General features: G+C 39.3%; 18 protein-coding genes and 1 tRNA gene. 15 read left to right on the top strand and 4 right to left on the bottom strand.

The window, feature by feature from the left end:
* The first annotated feature begins 116 nt into the window (after positions 1–116).
* Complete coding sequence (locus tag ABD930_RS14470; protein ID WP_345232452.1) at positions 117–773, top strand: protein-L-isoaspartate(D-aspartate) O-methyltransferase; 657 nt, start codon at positions 117–119, stop codon at positions 771–773.
* A 33-nt stretch (positions 774–806) separates the two neighbouring features.
* On the opposite strand, the gene smpB is transcribed toward ABD930_RS14470, so the two are convergent.
* Both smpB and ABD930_RS14480 read right to left on the bottom strand, forming a co-directional pair.
* The gene (smpB, locus tag ABD930_RS14475) at positions 807–1,256 is read right to left on the bottom strand and encodes an SsrA-binding protein (protein ID WP_345232453.1); all 450 of its coding nucleotides are present in this window, start codon (positions 1,254–1,256) and stop codon (positions 807–809) included.
* A 41-nt stretch (positions 1,257–1,297) separates the two neighbouring features.
* The gene (locus tag ABD930_RS14480) at positions 1,298–1,954 is read right to left on the bottom strand and encodes a metal-dependent transcriptional regulator (protein ID WP_345232454.1); all 657 of its coding nucleotides are present in this window, start codon (positions 1,952–1,954) and stop codon (positions 1,298–1,300) included.
* A gap of 56 nt (positions 1,955–2,010) precedes the next feature.
* Here ABD930_RS14480 and panB point away from each other — a divergent pair, with 56 nt between their 5' ends.
* The 12 genes from panB to ABD930_RS14535 all read left to right on the top strand — a co-directional run bounded on the left by panB (position 2,011) and on the right by ABD930_RS14535 (position 11,294).
* Positions 2,011–2,826, top strand: coding sequence for a 3-methyl-2-oxobutanoate hydroxymethyltransferase (gene panB / locus ABD930_RS14485; protein ID WP_345232455.1), 816 nt, complete (start codon positions 2,011–2,013; stop codon positions 2,824–2,826).
* 18 nt (positions 2,827–2,844) lie between these two features.
* Positions 2,845–4,338: a S10 family peptidase gene (locus ABD930_RS14490; RefSeq protein WP_345232456.1), complete on the top strand. Its 1,494-nt coding sequence runs from the start codon at positions 2,845–2,847 to the stop codon at positions 4,336–4,338.
* A gap of 126 nt (positions 4,339–4,464) precedes the next feature.
* Positions 4,465–4,536 (top strand) — tRNA-Glu (locus ABD930_RS14495).
* 355 nt (positions 4,537–4,891) lie between these two features.
* Entirely contained in the window at positions 4,892–5,053 is a 162-nt protein-coding gene (locus ABD930_RS14500) for an Arm DNA-binding domain-containing protein (protein ID WP_345232566.1), read from the top strand.
* A 586-nt stretch (positions 5,054–5,639) separates the two neighbouring features.
* On the top strand, positions 5,640–6,740 hold the full coding sequence (locus tag ABD930_RS14505; protein WP_345232457.1) for a redoxin domain-containing protein: 1,101 nt from the start codon (positions 5,640–5,642) through the stop codon (positions 6,738–6,740).
* 265 nt (positions 6,741–7,005) lie between these two features.
* Positions 7,006–7,536, top strand: a complete 531-nt coding sequence (locus tag ABD930_RS14510) for a dihydrofolate reductase family protein (protein ID WP_345232458.1) — start codon at positions 7,006–7,008, stop codon at positions 7,534–7,536.
* A gap of 191 nt (positions 7,537–7,727) precedes the next feature.
* Positions 7,728–7,991 carry a VOC family protein gene (locus ABD930_RS14515; RefSeq protein ID WP_345232459.1) on the top strand — a complete coding sequence of 88 codons (264 nt, stop codon included), beginning with the start codon at positions 7,728–7,730 and terminating at the stop codon, positions 7,989–7,991.
* Positions 7,992–8,034: 43 nt separating this feature from the next.
* Positions 8,035–8,424, top strand: coding sequence for a helix-turn-helix domain-containing protein (locus ABD930_RS21885; RefSeq protein ID WP_425571134.1), 390 nt, complete (start codon positions 8,035–8,037; stop codon positions 8,422–8,424).
* Between the two features lie 48 nt (positions 8,425–8,472).
* Positions 8,473–8,868 carry a VOC family protein gene (locus tag ABD930_RS14520; RefSeq protein WP_345232460.1) on the top strand — a complete coding sequence of 132 codons (396 nt, stop codon included), beginning with the start codon at positions 8,473–8,475 and terminating at the stop codon, positions 8,866–8,868.
* A 138-nt stretch (positions 8,869–9,006) separates the two neighbouring features.
* Positions 9,007–9,402: a MauE/DoxX family redox-associated membrane protein gene (locus tag ABD930_RS14525; RefSeq protein ID WP_345232461.1), complete on the top strand. Its 396-nt coding sequence runs from the start codon at positions 9,007–9,009 to the stop codon at positions 9,400–9,402.
* Positions 9,403–9,639: 237 nt separating this feature from the next.
* Positions 9,640–10,584 carry an aldo/keto reductase gene (locus tag ABD930_RS14530; protein WP_345232462.1) on the top strand — a complete coding sequence of 315 codons (945 nt, stop codon included), beginning with the start codon at positions 9,640–9,642 and terminating at the stop codon, positions 10,582–10,584.
* 266 nt (positions 10,585–10,850) lie between these two features.
* Positions 10,851–11,294, top strand: coding sequence for an META domain-containing protein (locus ABD930_RS14535; RefSeq protein WP_345232463.1), 444 nt, complete (start codon positions 10,851–10,853; stop codon positions 11,292–11,294).
* Between the two features lie 80 nt (positions 11,295–11,374).
* Here ABD930_RS14535 and ABD930_RS14540 read toward each other — a convergent pair whose 3' ends face one another.
* Both ABD930_RS14540 and ABD930_RS14545 read right to left on the bottom strand, forming a co-directional pair.
* Positions 11,375–12,649, bottom strand: coding sequence for a DUF4374 domain-containing protein (locus ABD930_RS14540; protein WP_345232464.1), 1,275 nt, complete (start codon positions 12,647–12,649; stop codon positions 11,375–11,377).
* Positions 12,650–12,677: 28 nt separating this feature from the next.
* A complete protein-coding gene (locus ABD930_RS14545; protein WP_345232465.1) occupies positions 12,678–15,056 on the bottom strand; it encodes a TonB-dependent receptor in 2,379 nt (792 codons plus the stop codon).
* A gap of 169 nt (positions 15,057–15,225) precedes the next feature.
* Between ABD930_RS14545 and ABD930_RS14550 the strand changes: the two genes are divergently transcribed.
* Together ABD930_RS14550 and ABD930_RS14555 are read left to right on the top strand one after the other, a co-directional pair.
* The gene (locus ABD930_RS14550; protein WP_345232466.1) at positions 15,226–16,308 is read left to right on the top strand and encodes a helix-turn-helix transcriptional regulator; all 1,083 of its coding nucleotides are present in this window, start codon (positions 15,226–15,228) and stop codon (positions 16,306–16,308) included.
* Positions 16,305–17,294, top strand: a complete 990-nt coding sequence (locus tag ABD930_RS14555) for an alpha/beta fold hydrolase (RefSeq protein WP_345232467.1) — start codon at positions 16,305–16,307, stop codon at positions 17,292–17,294. Before ABD930_RS14550 ends, ABD930_RS14555 begins: the two co-directional genes overlap by 4 nt.
* The last annotated feature ends 54 nt before the right edge of the window (positions 17,295–17,348 follow it).

The raw sequence follows: 17,348 nt of genomic DNA on the forward strand, positions 1-17,348 counted from the left end.
ATTACAAGTCTGTATCCCTAACGCTTCATGCTAATTCCTATCAAACGAGCTACTTAGGCTTTTATCTGATGAAAAGCTTCTAAAAATGCGTAAACAACCGTATTTTTGGACTAATAATGGCGTATAAATTTGTAGACAATTATCGAGAACGGGGTGCACGAAAGCAACTCGTAGAAGTTCTAAGAAAGCGGGGCATTGCAGATGAAGCTGTACTGAAGGCCGTTGGAAAAGTGCCACGCCATTTCTTTTTTGACGAAACGTTTTGGAATCAGGCTTATCGAGACATTGCCTTTCCTATAGGCGACGGGCAAACCATATCGCAGCCCTATACCGTTGCCTATCAAACAGAGCTTTTGCATATTAAGAAAGGAGACAGGGTATTAGAGATAGGAACCGGTTCAGGTTATCAAAGCTGCATTTTACTTGAGTTAGGCGCTGAAGTATATACTATCGAGCGGCAACGCAACTTATATGAACGTACGATAAAAGTGTTGCCTTATATGGGCTACAAGCCTCATTTTTTTCTTGGAGATGGATCGAAAGGCTTGCCGCAATATGCTCCCTATCACAAAATTATCGTGACAGCTGGTGCGCCGTTTGTTCCAGATCTGATGTTGAAGCAACTCACCATCGGAGGAATTTTGGTTATTCCTGTAGGTGATGAAAAGTCACAAAAAATGATTACAGTTATACGATCTGGCGAAAATGACTTCGATAAGATTGAATTAGATACTTTCCGCTTCGTTCCATTGGTGGGAGATCAGGCTTGGTAATATGAGTTGTGAGTTGCCAATTGTGCATTTTATTTAGAATTTTAATACCCGTGATAATTCACGCTTGGTATCTCGTTCTTTGATACTTTCTCTCTTATCAAAGTCTTTTTTTCCTTGTGCTAAGGCAATTTCGACTTTAGCGAAGCCTCGTTCATTAATAAATATCTTTAACGGAATAATGGTAAAACCCTTTTCTTCGCCTTTTACCTTTAATTTCCCCAGTTCTCTTTTGGTCAAAAGTAGCTTCCGGTCTCGTTTCGCCTCATGATTATAAAAGGAACCATGTGAATATTCCGCTATATGCATATTACGAAGGTATAATCCATCATTTAAAAAAGCACAAAAAGCATCACCTATGTTTGCTTTTGATTGCCTGATAGATTTGATTTCAGTACCTAAAAGCTGTACACCTGCAATGTATTTGTCTAGAATATGATACTCGTAATAGGCTTTTTTATTTTTTATATTAATGTCGTTTGACATAGTTTTGATATTATTTGGTAATGGGTGTCGAAGAAATCTTCTTATTTTATGAAAATATTTTCGGCTACCTTTTGTGAAATGGTCGCTGTTTTATCGTTGACCTCTATCTCCATAGAACCATCAAAATCGAAACGATTTTTAATCGTGATTTGATTGCCAATAGCTATACCTAATTGTGAAACGTATTGTAAAAATTCAGGGCTATTATCTTTTACCGCGTTAACCGTGGTTTTATGTCCAATCGTAGCCTCGGCCAATGTCTTGCGTTGTTCCGTTATTAAATCACCATTTGCTGTGGGAATAATATCACCATGAGGATCAAATTGTGGATATCCTAAATGTTTATCTAAGCGCGCAATTAATTTTTCCGATTTAATATGTTCCAGTTGTTCCGCAACCTCATGAACTTCATCCCAGCTGAAGCCCAGCTTATCAAATAGAAAAGTTTCCCAAAGGCGATGTTTTCGCACAATGTGTACCGCATGCATTCTGCCCGTTTCGGTTAACGAAATTTTTCCATATTTCTGGTAATCAACCAATCCTTTTTCCTTTAACTTCTTGAGCATATCCGTCGCTGTAGCCGGCCGTACATGTAACTGGGCAGCTATCTGATTGGTTCCCGCTTCTTGCTGATTATTGTTTTCTTCAGCAATATGCAGTAACACTTTAAGGTAATTCTCTTCGGTACTTGATAACATAAAGCAAAGGTAAAGAAAAGTGCTCAACTATACTTATCGATTATTACCTTTGCTACATGTCAGTACACAAAGATGTCAAAAAAGTAACGGTAAATAGCATCTTAGAGATGAAAGCTACCGTAGAAAAGATAAGCGTATTAACTGTTTATGATTACACGATGGCCAGTATATTAGATGCTGCAGGCGTAGATATTCTTTTAGTTGGCGATTCGGCAGCAAACGTAATGGCTGGATACGATACCACCCTACCCATTACCCTTGATCAAATGATTTATCACGCTCAATCCGTATCAAGGGCCATAAAACGAGCTTTGTTAGTGGTAGATTTACCGTTTGGTACTTATCAAGGAAATCCATATGATGCGTTAAATGCTGCGGTAAGGGTTATGAAGGAAACTGGTGCACAGGCACTTAAATTGGAAGGAGGAATCGAGATTAAGGAGGCACTTCGCCTGATTATTAACGCTGGTATACCCGTGATGGGACACTTGGGATTGACCCCACAATCCGTTAATGCTTTTGGTGGTTTTGGTTTACGTGCTACAGGTGTCCAAGAAGCCCATAAATTAAATAGCGATGCTCAACTTTTACATGAATTAGGCTGCTTTTCAGTTGTTTTAGAAAAAATACCTGCTAAATTGGCAAAAGAGGTTACGGATCATCTACGTATCCCGACCATCGGTATAGGCGCAGGCCCACATACCGATGGACAAGTGTTGGTACTCCAAGATCTCTTGGGAATGAACAAAAATTTTAAACCAAAATTTGTACGTCAATACCTGAATTTAGATACGTTGATTACCGAAGCCGTTCAGCAATATATTACTGATGTTAAAACGGTAAATTTTCCTAATGATAAAGAGAGCTATTAATCTAATCATAAGCTGTATATGTTAAAACAACCCATCTTAGGTAGAAAACTTGTTCTTTTGCTATGTTTACTGCTTGTTGAACAAGCATATGCACAACCGGATCCGCCAATTGATACCGTTATTACAACGAAACATACAGGAGTCATTAATGGAAGTAACATTACTTATAATGCTAGCATCGGCATGCAACCTGTTTGGAATGAAGATGGTAAGGTCATCGCTACACTCAACTATACCTATTATGAACGAACCGATAGTAAAGATAAAGCGAGTAGGCCTTTGATTATCTCATTTAATGGTGGGCCGGGTTCTGCTGCGCTATGGATGGAAATTGGTTATACTGGGCCGCGCATCCTGACATTGGATGATGAAGGATATCCTGTACAACCTTATGGTGAAATGAAAGATAATCCATATTCTTTAGTAGACATAGCCGATATTCTGTATGTAAATCCGGTCAATACTGGCTATTCCAGAATCATCGATAAAAAGGTAGATAAAAATGTGTTTTTTGGTGTAAATGCAGATATCAAATACCTTGCAGCCTGGTTAAATACCTTCGTTACACGAATGGATCGTTGGCAATCACCAAAATATTTAATAGGCGAAAGTTACGGAACAACACGTGTTTCCGGCTTGGCATTAGCATTACAAGAATCGCAATGGATGTACCTGAACGGTGTAATCTTGGTTTCGCCAACCGATTTAGGGCTTAAGCGCGAGGGGCCAGTAGAAATAGCTCTCCGATTACCCTATTTTGCAGCGGCTGCCTGGTACCACAAGGCTTTGGCCAGCGATTTGCAGCAGAAGGATTTGGATAGTTTGCTTCCGGAAGTGGAAGCATTTACGCTGAATGAACTTTTGCCGGCAGTTACCAAAGGAGGTGCACTGCCTGTTGAAGAAAGAAAGCAGATGGCGGCTAAGATGGCGCATTACTCCGGTCTATCTGAGAAGACAATATTGCAGAACAGCTTTGACATTTCCACCTGGTTTTTCTGGAAAGAGCTTTTACGTGATCGCGGATTAACCATCGGCCGATTAGATTCAAGGTACTTAGGTATTGATGAGAAGGATGCTGGTGATAGCCCGGATTACAATGCAGAATTAACTTCTTGGTTGCATTCTTTTACACCAGCGATTAACCACTACATCAGATCCGAATTGAATTATAAAACAGATGTGAAATACAATGTTTTTGGATCTGTATATCCATGGGATTCTAAAGATGACCATACGGGTAATAATTTGCAACAGGCAATGGCGCAAAATCCTTACTTGCAAGTTATGGTACAATCTGGTTATTTTGACGGCGCATGTGATTATTTTAATGCTAAATATAACCTATGGCAGCTGGATCCAGCAGGTAAGTTCCAAAACCGTATGACTATAAAAGGATATCGCACCGGGCATATGGTTTATATGCGCAAGCCAGACCTTAAACAAGCTACGGAAGATATTCGTGCGTTTATTCAAAAAACGACTGTGGCAAATGGTGTTCCGGCAAAATACTAGTGACTCTGAGGGTAAACACGCTGTAGAGTTGAAGGACGAGATCGTAAGATAGCAATAGTACAGGCATAAAAAAACAAATATTTTTTTGAAATATAGATCTAAACTGTATTTTTGCAATCCCAAAACGGCCCGTTCGTCTAGGGGTTAGGACGCAAGATTTTCATTCTTGAAACAGGGGTTCGATTCCCCTACGGGCTACAGATCTTCACATCAAAACATACAAAAGCCTGCAAATTAAACGTTTGCGGGCTTTTTGTTTTTTACAAATTTCCTGAATTATTCAATTTTTCGTATAAAAATAGTGAGTAATTCAGTGAGTCAATTTCCCTCCTTCACTTACTCACTGAAAGTGATTTAAGTTATTGATATTCAACTTGTTCAATAACTGAACATCTTGATTTATTCTAGCTGCAAGGCTTACTTTGTTTCACTTAAATGAGTTACTCATGGGTACAAATTATTCCTTGCTTTTCTACCTGAAAAAGCCAAAAAACTATGTGAATGGGCCAGTTCCAATCTACATGCGCATTACCGCAAATGGTATCCCGAAAGAATTTCAACGGGAAGATCCTGCACTCCTTCCAGATGGAAAGCCAAAGCCAACCGTGCCGGCGGTACCAAAGAAGAGACCAAAGCACTGAACAGCCATCTCGATGCGCTGGCGCGGAAGATGGAAGACACCCATACGGAGCTTAAACTAGAGCTTGCTGGATAAGATCAAATGCATAATTTTCAATTTGTTCATCACGTAAAAAGTGGGAAGTTTCGAATAGGCTTATTGATAAACCGGCTTTCCCGTAAAGTAATCCTATATCTTTATGAGAACAGCTATTCAACAGAACGAAATATACCAACTTTCTATAATCTTCCTCTTGACAAGACATAATACAAATGTTAAAGGTTGCGTTTGACCTGATTCGACTTTATGAAATAATACCAGAAACAGAGGGAGGCCAGCGGAAAAGCTATTTCTAAAGTAAAGGGATGTGTCCAATAATGTAAAACGAAAAACGGCGAATGAAAAATTTGATAATTCACTATATCGCCATCATAATAGAATAAATGAACCGAAACATTAATTACTAATATTTGTGGCTATGCTTAAAATAGCTTAAATTTAGAACATCTTAAAATAAATACAAGGAGCTTGAGAATGTTTCCTTCTCCCTTTGCTTGTATTCTTAAAGATGGTTTTCTAAAGTAAACTACTGTTTTAGCGGTTATGTTCCAATCGTAATACCTTATTTCAAGTAAGCATGTATCATCAAGTGTTAAGAATTAGCTTTATATTTTTAGTGTTAATGCCGGTACTGACCTGGGCTCAGGAGAAAATACAGCTCATCGGTAGTGTTCCGTTTGCAAAGGACGGTACAAAAATAATGATTCAACAGGCCGTTCCGGATAGGCTAAAAAGTACATTGACTAAAGACAGTACAGTTATTAAGGGCAACCAGTTTAGATTTGATATACCGGCTTCGGGGCCAGAGTACTTCTACCTGAGAATAGACAAACGCAATGTAGGTGGTGTATTTCTAGATGTTGGTACCAATCACGTTATGATAGCAGACTCATTATCAAAAGCGTTTTCTACAAGAAATAGAATATCTAATGATGATTATGTGCTGTATAAAAAAACAAACAGGTTACTTACCGATTTGGAAGGCAGCTATAGAATGAAACGGATATATTATATGCAATACTCGAACGGTGAACACGTTGATGCCGACACGCTAAGTCAAAAGGAAAAGTCAATGGAAGAAGCATTTGTCAAATGGAGACGAAGCGCGAGAGAGGCCGTTACGGATTGGATCAGGAAAAGGCCAGGTTCTCCCATCAATACAAAAATCCTGTACGAACAGCTGGATTTCATGCCTGAGGAAGAAGTGAAAGAACTGGCGAATATCATCCCCGATAGCCAGAAGACGAATACCTGGGCGAAAGAGCTGAAATATCGTATAGATAGTCTTTTCATAGGTTCAACAGCTCCTGATTTTTCTCAAAAGGATACGGAAGGGGTGGATATCAAATTATCAGATCTAAGAGGAAAGTATGTGCTGTTAGACTTTTGGGCGGGGTGGTGTGTCCCCTGCAGGAAAGCGAATGTGGACTTGGTATCAGCCTTTCCCAAATTAAAAGATCGAGGATTTACGATTCTCGGTGTTTCGTTAGATAATGAGCGGCAAAGTTGGATCAACGCCATTAAAAAAGACCAGCTTACGTGGTTTAATGTTTCTGATCTTAAGGGCTGGGATAATCCGGTTAGGTACGGTTATTATATATCCAGCATTCCTGCAAATTATTTAATTGATCCGGAAGGGAAAATAATCGCAAAAAATATCCCTGCAAATGAACTGACTAATATCATCGAGCCGTATATACAGAAAATCAATAGTGTTAACTAAGCGTTAATTTGTATCCGGATTCCACCACTGAACCGAATGGCGATAAAGTAAGAATTCACGTTTTCAATGAAATTTATGAATCCATCTTAAAATAACTTCAAAATGCCGGTTATGGGAATGAGTACCGAAGGGATGATATTGCTTCACATGGCAACAAATCAACCAAGACGCATCATCGCAATGGCTTTGTGTGTGATTTCGTGTGACGTTGCCCGCAAACAGAAAACAGAAACATTTAGAAACGGCGTTAGCTTAATAGAATCATATGAGAAAAATTATATTATCATTAGCTGTAAGTTTGGACGGTTATATTGCTAAACCGAACGGAGACGTAGAATGGTTGAAAAAAGTTCCCAATCCCGACAACTTAGACTATGGATTTAGTGAATTTTACAAGACAATTGATACCACGATCATGGGAAATAATACCTATAAAGAAATTTTAGGTTTTAACATTCCATTCCCATTTCAGGACAAAGAAAATTTTATATTAAGTCGGGTGAACAACCCTGATACAGCATTCGTGCATTTCACATCAGACATTTTTAATCTTGTGAGACACTTAAAATCAAAAAATGGAAAAAATATTTGGTTAATTGGTGGCGGACAGATAAACACTGAATTTTTAAACAAAGGACTTATAGATGAACTTTTGATACGGATTGTACCAATTGTAATTGGAGAAGGGCTTCCATTGTTTGCGAACAAACCCAGTGAAGTGATTTTTGAACAAATTAAAACGGAAACATTTAGCACAGGAATAGTACAACTAACCTATCGGCCACGAAAAGAATAAATGGATACACAATCGTAACTTCCTGTCCATACTTGACTTTATCGATATCAGAACGGTACCTGCTCAAGTGTTCTTCCGAACTTTCGATCCGTCCTCTGCGCTCCTTGAAATGCATAGAAACAGCAATCTTTCAAGTATAGTGATAGATATTTTGTAGTTTTATCGTTAATAAATGTAAATCAATTAAATGCATGAAACCAAGGATTTCAGTGTTAACATTAGGTGTATCAAACTTGGAAAAGTCGGTTGAGTTTTATCGGGACGGACTGGGATTAGTAACAGACGGAATTGTCGGAAAAGAATTTAAATATGGTGCTGTTGCATTTTTTGACCTGCAAAATGGCATGAAGTTGGCACTTTGGCCAAAAGATAGCATTGCAAATGACACGCGTATTCCTGTACCAAATTCTGCTGCATTAGCATTTACTATTGGGCACAACGTTATCACTGCTTAATAAACTCAACAGTGTTTGTAGGAATCTGAACAAGTTAAAAATTATGACACCTTACCTAATAGAAATAACCCGAATAAAGGATATTTGTTACGCTAACAAAGGACAAATTAATACGGTCATCGGAACACGCCATTATATAGACAACCACTTTGATAAAGACTTGAGTTTAGACTTTCTCTCAAATGTTCGTTTTACTTCAAAGTTCCATTTACTTAGACTATTCAAAAAATATTACGGGCAAACACTGAGACAATACCTTATTGACAAACGAATTGAACAATCAAAGATACTACTAGTAAGGGGAACAAGTGTAACCGATACTTGTTTTGAAATCGGATTTGAAAGCCCAAGTTCATTTAGCACTTTGTTTAAATCTCGTGTCGGACTGACGCCTACCGAATTCCAAAAAAAGAGCAACTTTCACAAAGCCTGATTAATTTCCTTTTTTGAATTTTGTAACATAATTTAAAAACAAAGAAAAATGAAAATCAGGGTAATTAGTATTCCAGTCCAAGACCAAGAAAAGGCATTGCAGTTTTATACTGAAAAATTGGATTTTGTGAAAAAAGTAGATGTGCCACTGAGCGAAAGTAACCGATGGCTAATCGTAGTAAGTAGGGAAGAGCAAGAGGGAGTCGAAATTTTATTAGAACCAGCACCAAACCATTTTGAACCAGCTAAAATTTATCGAAAGGCACTTTTTGATGCAGGCATTCCTTGGACACAATTCCATACAGACAATGTTCAACTAGAATACGAAAGATTGATAAATCTCGGCGTTGAGTTTAGCGTAAAACCGACAGAAATGGGGACAGTAAAAATCGCTGTTTTTGATGACACTTGTGGGAACAATATCCAGATAGTGGAAATGCTTTAATGGAATCACCTAATACCGACTGAACAATAGTAAAAAAAGACAATCTTTATTGCCTCATCACTCAAATTTACAATAAGTTCGTCTTTTTTTACAATAAGATTATCCGATTCTCTTCGTTACTTTGTTAAAAAGTTGGATATGAAGAAAGAAATAGTAGCCTATACATTGGCCCGATTGCCTATCGGAATCAGCTTTTTGGGGCATGGACTCATTCGCATTCCCAAGTTGCAACAGTTTTCCGAGGGTATGATGAAAGGTTTTGCTGAAACCTCTTTTCCGCTCGAAATCGTAAAACCGTTTTCCTTGGTTTTACCCTTTGTGGAGCTGTTACTAGGAATTGTACTGATTATCGGTTTCAAGATGAAAGCAGTTACCTATATAGGTGTTTTGCTGATGTGTATACTCATTTTCGGAACCTCATTCCAGGAAAATTGGTCGGCAGTATCCATTCAGATGTTCTACGGAATTTATCTGGTAGGGCTTTACCGTTATTCCGATTACAACAGGATATTGTTTGCCGATAAAAACAGTTAGAAATTAAACAATGGATACACGGGCAGTATCGGATATATCGCCAAGGCTGGTCGTAGCGAGCATAAGATAAAACCTTGAAAATGAAAATGGAAACAAAGTCCATTGGAAAAGAATAACATTATAGCACGTTAATAAATACAGATTTGATGAATTTAGATAGATAAAGGTCGTCAATAATCATGAAAATCAGTGTCGACTACATTCCTTCAAAAAGAAACAGTAAAAAACAAAATAGATATGAAAGCAGTAACTATTGGAAATAGCGATTTGAAAGTGGCTCCTATCAACTTGGGAGGAAACGTATTTGGGTGGACATTGGATGAAGGGAAATCATTCGAGATTTTAGACGCATTCACTGGAAAAGGATTTAATTTTATCGATACCGCAGACACCTACTCTTGGTGGGTAAATGGCAAGGGCGGACAGTCGGAGACCATTATCGGTAATTGGCTTAAGGCACGAGGTAAGCGAAAAGACATCGTCGTTGCAACCAAAGTAGGTTCCGAAACCAAAGAACACGGTTTTGACATCAGTAAAAAACATATTTTGAAATCGGTAGACGAAAGCTTACAACGTTTGCAAACGGATTATATCGATTTGTACTACACTCATTTTGACGATAAGATAACCCCCATTGAAGAAACGCTGTCGGCTTATGATGAGGTTATCAAAGCTGGGAAAGTGCGTTATATTGCTGCTTCTAACGTTTCACCCGAAAGATTGATAGAATCCTTTGAAGTTTCAGAAAAAAATGGTTTGCCAAAATATCAAGCGTTGCAACCGCATTACAATTTGGTGGAACGTGTAGGATACGAAACCAACTATGCCCCGTTGGCAGAGAAATACAACCTGACCGTTTTTCCTTATTGGTCGTTAGCTGCCGGGTTCTTGACCGGAAAATATCGCTCCGAAGACGATTTGAACAAAAGTGTACGTGGTGGCAGTGTTAAAAAATACCTGAATGATAAAGGTTTGGCGGTGATTGGCGCATTGGATAAAGTGGCTGAAAAGCATCATACTTCTCCGGCAACGGTGTCTTTGGCTTGGCTGTTAGCCCAACCGCATATCGGGGCGCCCATTGTGAGTGCAACTAGTGAACGTCAGTTGCAAACCTTGTTTGATGCTCCTGAACTAAAGCTGGATGCAGAAGACCTTCAGCTGTTGGATGAAGCGAGTCGATAACCTTATTATAGGGTGCAAAGATCCTGTTCCTTTGCACCCCACTCATCTCTAGGTAGCTATTAAACAGCCATAATGAGCCAATTAAGTACCTTATAGCGGTATATTATACAAGCGGTATTGGAACCTTAAACTTTTTAAAAGAACCGGCCATTGATCCTTCGTGATGATACAAAAGAAGCGTGTTTGGGGAATTTAGGTAGTTCAGGAATTGGCATTCAAATTGCGCAATCAAGGATGGATAATGTCATGTCTAATCCCATTACGAAATGAAAAGAATAATATCTATTTTCACCATAGCCCTTGTTTTCTCCGCATGCGGCAACGTTAAACATCAGGATCAACAAGCTACAGATGACGAAAAGACAGAAAACCCGTCTTCGCTTTACGACAAAGAATGGAGGTTGTTATCGATAGATGGCGAACCGATAAAAGTTGATAGTACTTTTGCCAAATTCCCCAATCTTACTTTTAAAGAAGATTCGTTAGCTTTTTCAGGAAGTGGCGGTTGCAATGGTTATGGAGGGAAGTTCCAATTGGAGGAGAATAATGGCATTTCATTTCCTTATGTGGCGGCAACGGAGATGGCCTGTCCAAATATGGAATTGGAACAGCGTTTTTTTGATGCACTTAGAAATACCAAAAGTTACCTCATCAAGAGCGATACGCTCACCCTTTATAAGGATGGCAATGTCGCTGCCGGCTACGTTTGAAGGTGTAAGTGGGGGGCACTAGGCACCCTCACATATCGTCATAAACAGGATGTATATATGAGGGTGTAGCATTGTAGAAGCTATTCTGTAATAGGCACCCAACTAATGGTTGTAATAGCGGCTTTGCCATCGGTTGTTAAACCTGCTTTTGCAGTAGCATTTGCGGCATCAATTTTAAAGACAGTCGATTTAGCTTGCTCTCCTTCTGTATAATAGATGCCCACATATCCCGTTCCGTCTAAGGCAGAATAGCTATAATCACCAGTTGTATACTGTATAGCTTTGGCATCAGGAAGCCCAGTAACCCATTTAAATGTTGCATCATAAACGTTTACTACAGCAAATTTAGTTCCTCCATAAATTCCTGCATAAAACATGGTAGCATAGACATAAGCTTTAGGACACATCGTCAGCAGAAAATATCCTTTCCCCAGATAGTTCTTTCTCCAGACATACTGTCCTTCAGAAGCTGCTGTAATATCAAAAAAGTACGATTGATCGTAATCGGTGGTACCATTTTTAATTTTCATAATTGCAACTGGGGTTTTAGTGCTATATTGTTGTGATTTATCCCAGCCAAGCTTAGTGCCAAAGACATAGGTATCTCCCTGCTCGTCTACATCAATACCGCGTGTGACATACGCGCCGATAGATCCTGTACGGCCATCGCGAATGACTTTCTCCAGTTTCATATCGGGATAGTTATAAACAGCAATCCAGTTACTGTCGGGATATTCAGTAGCAAAGGTCTTTCCACTTTCTACACTCCAGAAAGGTGCAAAGATTTTGTCACCTACTTTCTGTACATCCGTAAAAAAGGCTTTCCCTCCGTTACCGGCAAGCGCCTCTGCATCGATTTCACCATTGGCCGCTATCTGCTTGCTTTTGGTATCATACCGATACCACTGCGTGTATTGTTCTTCAGGCTGCCAAGCATTCTTAAACAATAAGACATCATCTCCTGCATTGCCAAACATGGTCATGGTTTCTGTCTGGAACTCGTTAATTTTTTCCAATTCTTGTGACGCATTGATTTTGTAAGCGGTTGCAGCTCCGGGGTTGCTTTGCCCAAAAAGTAGGCTGATAAATAGATTACCATTAACTAAGTAATTATGCGTTGCGCCCTCTTGCTCTATGCCGGTTCCCTCAGTGATTAACACACCGGTGTCTAAAGAACTGGTGGCATGGATGACTTCTGATCCGAAAAGCGGATCTGCTTTTGTAGTTAACACAAACATACCCTTTCCAGATGGCTCCTCTCCTCCAGGATTATCGGGCGTATCATTTTTTTTGCTACAGGCACTAAATAGCAATAGTGCAGCTGCTACATAAACTAGAAAGTTTGCTTTTTTCATATTATCCGATTTAATTTTTGTTAAAAATTTAGTTGCTTAAAAAATATCGAAGTTTCATGGTGAACGACCTGCCTGGTTTTTGGAGGCTGAAGTTGTCATAGAGTTTGCTATCGGTTAGATTTTTACACTCCAAGGCGATATTGTAGCGCCCGTTTTTGAATGTATAAACCATGTTCGCATCGTGGGCTATTTGTGTAGGTATAGTCCGTTTGGTGTCTTTTTTCCCCTCACTTTCCCAATACAAATAAAAATCATGTACATAAAGTAGGTTGTAGCCCACGCTTAATTTATCAGCATCCTGCAACACATTATTCAGGTAAAGTGTAACATCTGCATTGCCGTAACTATAGGGTATATTCGGAATACGATTTTTATAGGTGCTGCTTAATACGTTTGGTAGATCAATCCGATATTTCTGTTGATCTCTTATGTTCTGATAGGTCAGACTGATACCTGCCGTTAATAATCGCTTATAAGAATACCTGACTTCGGATTCGACGCCCATGCTGGAGACATCGAATAAGTTATCTGGATATAATTTATTCGGATTGCTGCTAAGCGGACTATAATAAATAAAGTCCTGAGCATAGTAATAAATTCCTGTTGCACTGGTATAGAGGCGATGATCGCCAAAAGGGATGGTATAGCTTGCTCCTAAATTGAAATTATTGCTTGATTCAGGCTTTAAATTCCAATTCCCATCTTTGTTCATGACATCGCCAAACCAGTCTTCTGCTTCCGGCAATCGGTTGGTTTTTTCATAAGAAAATTTTAGCTGAAGATCTGGGTCAATAAAATAAGTAGTAGCGAAGCCATATCCAAATTTATTCAAGTCAACGTAGGCATCATTGTACACCGTATCTAATGGTCTGGAAAAATCGGTCTCAACCAGTGTCGTATGCCCATTTTGACGCAGGTATTTTCCAAATATAGTTGCGCTCCATTTTTCTGATACTGCATATTGGTAGCTAAGTCCTACAACATGTTTGTTGGTCTGTTGGGGAATACGATTCAATACATCATCAGGGTCTACCGCATTGGTGCCTTTCCGGTCAAAGTGTGTGTAAACATGGTTTAATGCGAAAAAATGTTTATTGCCTATTTTGTAGGTTGCCGTAGCGGAGGTGCTGGCTACATTGTTCCGGTACTTATACCAACTATACCAGTTTTCACCACCTTTTCCTCTTAGCGTTACCGAATCGCCCAACCAGCCATAGCGTGCATGTACCGTATCGATGTTTTGCTCTTCTCCAAAATTATAATTAGCGTTAAAGGCGACATCAAGCCCCTTAGTAAATAGATCTTTTTTCTGGTACTTTAGCGTAGGCATGACAATATTTCCTCTAGTATGCCAAGCACCAAAGACGGCGATAATCCTTGCTCCAGTTTGTATCTCTTTGTAATATTGGCCCAAAGTGATACCTGCAAGTAACTGATCTGCCCACTTTTTGTCAACAAAGCCAACCTGCACAATTCCTGTTTCGTTGTGGTATTTATCGTGAAAACGCCTAACTGTTGTATTTGGATAATACGCGCCGGTATGAATGTCAGCAGCATCTACCGTTACGTTATAGTCGTTGTCCGAATAGTTTTGGAACGCATTTAGACGAAAGGTAAAACCGTTCTTGGAGGTAAAGGCTCCATTGATGTAAGAACGATGGGTATTAAATGAACCATAAGCGTAAGAAACATCCAGAAAATTTTTCAGCTTATTGCCAGTAACAATATTGACGGCACCGCCTAAGGCATCACTTCCTAACCATACCGGAATAACCCCTTTATAAACCTCGACACGTTCAGCAAAATTGATTGGAATAGCGTTGATCTGAAAGGATGGACCAAAATAATCCATCGGCACACCATCCAAAAAAAACTTCACCCTTTTGCCAGAAAAACCACTAATAGAAAAATCAACATCCGATCCAACACCACCCGTTTCCCGCAAGCGGGCTCCCGGTACGCGATCTAGAACATGTGCAATATCTAAGGTAGAGTTATGTAGCTTTTGCGCATCAACAGCCGAGACATGGTAAGCCTGACGATTGATTTCATGTGTTTGCGAGTACCCGAATACCGTAGCTCCTTCGAGCATAGCGGTATCTGTTTTCAATGTAAATGTGAATTGCTTGTTCTGCTGACTAACTAGGATGCTCGTTTCTAATGGAACGTAACCCAGTTCGGAAATTTTGATCGAAAAAGTACCCGGAGGTAAAGCCAACTCGAAATGTCCATTCGCATCGGTTACGGTTGTTTTATTCAGTGCTGGAAAATGAATAGAAGCAGACACAAGTGGTTCTTTTACTTCATTATATACGATTCCGGTAACGGAAAGCTGATTTGATTGTGCCCAGGAAAACAAATAGAGGCACCATAACGTTAGCAAACAAAAAACTTTCCTAAATCGCATATTCCTTAATGTTTCATCACGCCTCTTAAAAACTTGCTATATGTCATGTTGATCCAGAGGTCGTGCCTATAAAGATGTCTCGACGGGGCTTGAAAAGTTGAACTTTTCCGCCAATCACTAAAATTATTTAGCGCAAAACTCTTATTTATACTAATTATAAATATTTTTTGTGTCGCAAAGGTATTCCTTTTTAATGCTGCGCATTTATGCGTATGGAAGTATTATTTATGAAAATGGAAGTATTATGGCGTACCGGATTTTAGATGCAGATTTTAGTGATTTTATCTCGTCAGATGGCGAAATGGAATCGTCTGCCAGCGATGAAGCCATTCATCGGGTTAAATTAGCAACCCCAAAGGGCAACATCCATTATACGGAACACATCTTAAAGGAAGACCTTTCCCTTCTAGATGTGAATTATGCTATGCGGGATGACGTAACGATTTTTGGAAAAGGTAATACTGCTTTGCTGGAAATTCAATTCAATTTATCCGATAAGGCAATTTATTATCAAGATAAATTCAAATTGGAGCATGTCACTCCGGCTCGTTCGGGTAATATTGTTTTTCTCGCTGAAGAGGAGAATGAGGCCAATATCCTGTTTCAAAAAGATATTACGTATCATACCTTTGATATCCATCTTCCCGTATCCCTGTTAGATCGTTATGCAGGTGAATCGGAGCTCATCGATCAATTCCTGACCAACATCCATCATGATGTCAGTAGTGCACTCACCCAGCATGTCATTGGTATTAATCCACCTATTTATCAGGTGATACAGGAAATGAAGAATTGCATATATGAGGGGCTGACCAGACGCATATATTTAGAATCGAAAGCGTATGAACTTATCGCATTGCTCTATGAAAATGCTGCATACCCGAAAAATCAATCGGCGCTCAGTAAAGCCGATCAGGAAAAGATTCATTGGGCTGCGTCTATTATCCAGAACAACCTAGAGAAACCTTTTACCATTATGGAGTTATCGCGCATGGTGGGCATCAACCAAACCAAACTCAAAATAGGATTCAAGACGGTGTTTAACAATACTGTCTTTGGTTATTTGCAAGATATCCGGATGCATCAAGCCAAAAAGTATTTGTTAGATACCCAATTGTCCATACAGGAAATCAGCATGCTTTTAGGATATCAGAATATGTCGAATTTCAGTATCGCCTTTAAGAAAACGCATGGATATTCACCAATTAGGTTGAGAAACCAACATACTTGCAGCGAAAAAAAACGGTTATGACCACTTTTGTTCTTCTTTTATTAAAATGGTGTTTTCTTATTCTCGCTGTATTATTGCTCATGGGGATACTGTTCGAGCAGTATGCCCGATGGAAACTGGAGCGAACGGCTTTTATAGGTCGAACTTTTATAACGATTAAGGGTAAGCGGTTACATTACGTAAAAAAGGGGCAAGGTAACTGTACGGTTGTCTTTCAATCGGGTATGGGAAGCAGCCATGGCATTTGGCAGGACATTCAGGAAAAAGTGGCTAACCATGCGGTAACGATTGCCTATGATCGCAACGGGATCATGTTGAGCGAAAATAATGGTCTACCCATTACTAATGATCAGGCTAGTGAAGAGCTGCAGACATTGCTGGAAAAGACATATTGCCCTAAACCTTATATACTGGTTGGTCATTCGATGGCAGCTAACTATCTAAGACCCTTTATAGAACAAAATCGAGACCATATTCAGGGTATTATTTTTGCCGAAGCGGCACATCCACAATTGGTAAAAAAAGCGTCCAAAGAGCTTCTGGAAGCACTGAAGTTGCCGCCACGTTGGCTGATCAAAAGTGCCGTATTCACCGGTATTTACAGATTGGTTTACTCGTTTATTCCCTTGTCTGCTGAAATTCCCATGCATCACCACTTACATAGATTGGAAAGGGACTTTTTTTATAGAACCTGTGATAAGGTCTTGGAAGAATTGGCCAATGAAAGGTTGAATTTTGATCATGCCGAGCAGTATACTTCTTTTGGAACGATACCCCTGACCGTAATCGTAGGTACTGCAGAAGTACGTTATACTTACATTAAAAATGCTGCTATACGGGATGAATTTCGGGAATTGTTGAATGAATTGCAACATGACTTGTTAACGCTTTCGGCAAACAGTCGTTTAGTGCAAGCGAAAAATAGCGGACATATTCTACAGATTCAGGATAGTGCTTTGCTTATTGCAGAAATCGAGCGGATGATAGCAACAGGTACTTATTGTTAAAATAATGGGACTGTCCAAAAAGTAATTATTCATTTTAACCGTAGCGTATTGAAA

The sequence above is a fragment of the Olivibacter ginsenosidimutans genome, assembly GCF_039542865.1.
Taxonomy (GTDB): domain Bacteria; phylum Bacteroidota; class Bacteroidia; order Sphingobacteriales; family Sphingobacteriaceae; genus Olivibacter; species Olivibacter ginsenosidimutans.

Coding starts and splice junctions, on each gene's coding strand:
- smpB (WP_345232453.1), bottom strand. CDS start 1,256: ATGTCAAACGACATTAATATAAAAAATAAAAAAGCCTATTACGAGTAT.
- ABD930_RS14470 (WP_345232452.1), top strand. CDS start 117: ATGGCGTATAAATTTGTAGACAATTATCGAGAACGGGGTGCACGAAAG.
- ABD930_RS14535 (WP_345232463.1), top strand. CDS start 10,851: ATGAAAAGAATAATATCTATTTTCACCATAGCCCTTGTTTTCTCCGCA.
- ABD930_RS14515 (WP_345232459.1), top strand. CDS start 7,728: ATGAAACCAAGGATTTCAGTGTTAACATTAGGTGTATCAAACTTGGAA.
- ABD930_RS14530 (WP_345232462.1), top strand. CDS start 9,640: ATGAAAGCAGTAACTATTGGAAATAGCGATTTGAAAGTGGCTCCTATC.
- ABD930_RS14540 (WP_345232464.1), bottom strand. CDS start 12,649: ATGAAAAAAGCAAACTTTCTAGTTTATGTAGCAGCTGCACTATTGCTA.
- ABD930_RS14505 (WP_345232457.1), top strand. CDS start 5,640: ATGCCGGTACTGACCTGGGCTCAGGAGAAAATACAGCTCATCGGTAGT.
- ABD930_RS14520 (WP_345232460.1), top strand. CDS start 8,473: ATGAAAATCAGGGTAATTAGTATTCCAGTCCAAGACCAAGAAAAGGCA.
- ABD930_RS21885 (WP_425571134.1), top strand. CDS start 8,035: ATGACACCTTACCTAATAGAAATAACCCGAATAAAGGATATTTGTTAC.
- ABD930_RS14525 (WP_345232461.1), top strand. CDS start 9,007: ATGAAGAAAGAAATAGTAGCCTATACATTGGCCCGATTGCCTATCGGA.
- panB (WP_345232455.1), top strand. CDS start 2,011: ATGTCAGTACACAAAGATGTCAAAAAAGTAACGGTAAATAGCATCTTA.
- ABD930_RS14510 (WP_345232458.1), top strand. CDS start 7,006: ATGAGAAAAATTATATTATCATTAGCTGTAAGTTTGGACGGTTATATT.
- ABD930_RS14490 (WP_345232456.1), top strand. CDS start 2,845: ATGTTAAAACAACCCATCTTAGGTAGAAAACTTGTTCTTTTGCTATGT.
- ABD930_RS14555 (WP_345232467.1), top strand. CDS start 16,305: ATGACCACTTTTGTTCTTCTTTTATTAAAATGGTGTTTTCTTATTCTC.
- ABD930_RS14545 (WP_345232465.1), bottom strand. CDS start 15,056: ATGCGATTTAGGAAAGTTTTTTGTTTGCTAACGTTATGGTGCCTCTAT.
- ABD930_RS14480 (WP_345232454.1), bottom strand. CDS start 1,954: ATGTTATCAAGTACCGAAGAGAATTACCTTAAAGTGTTACTGCATATT.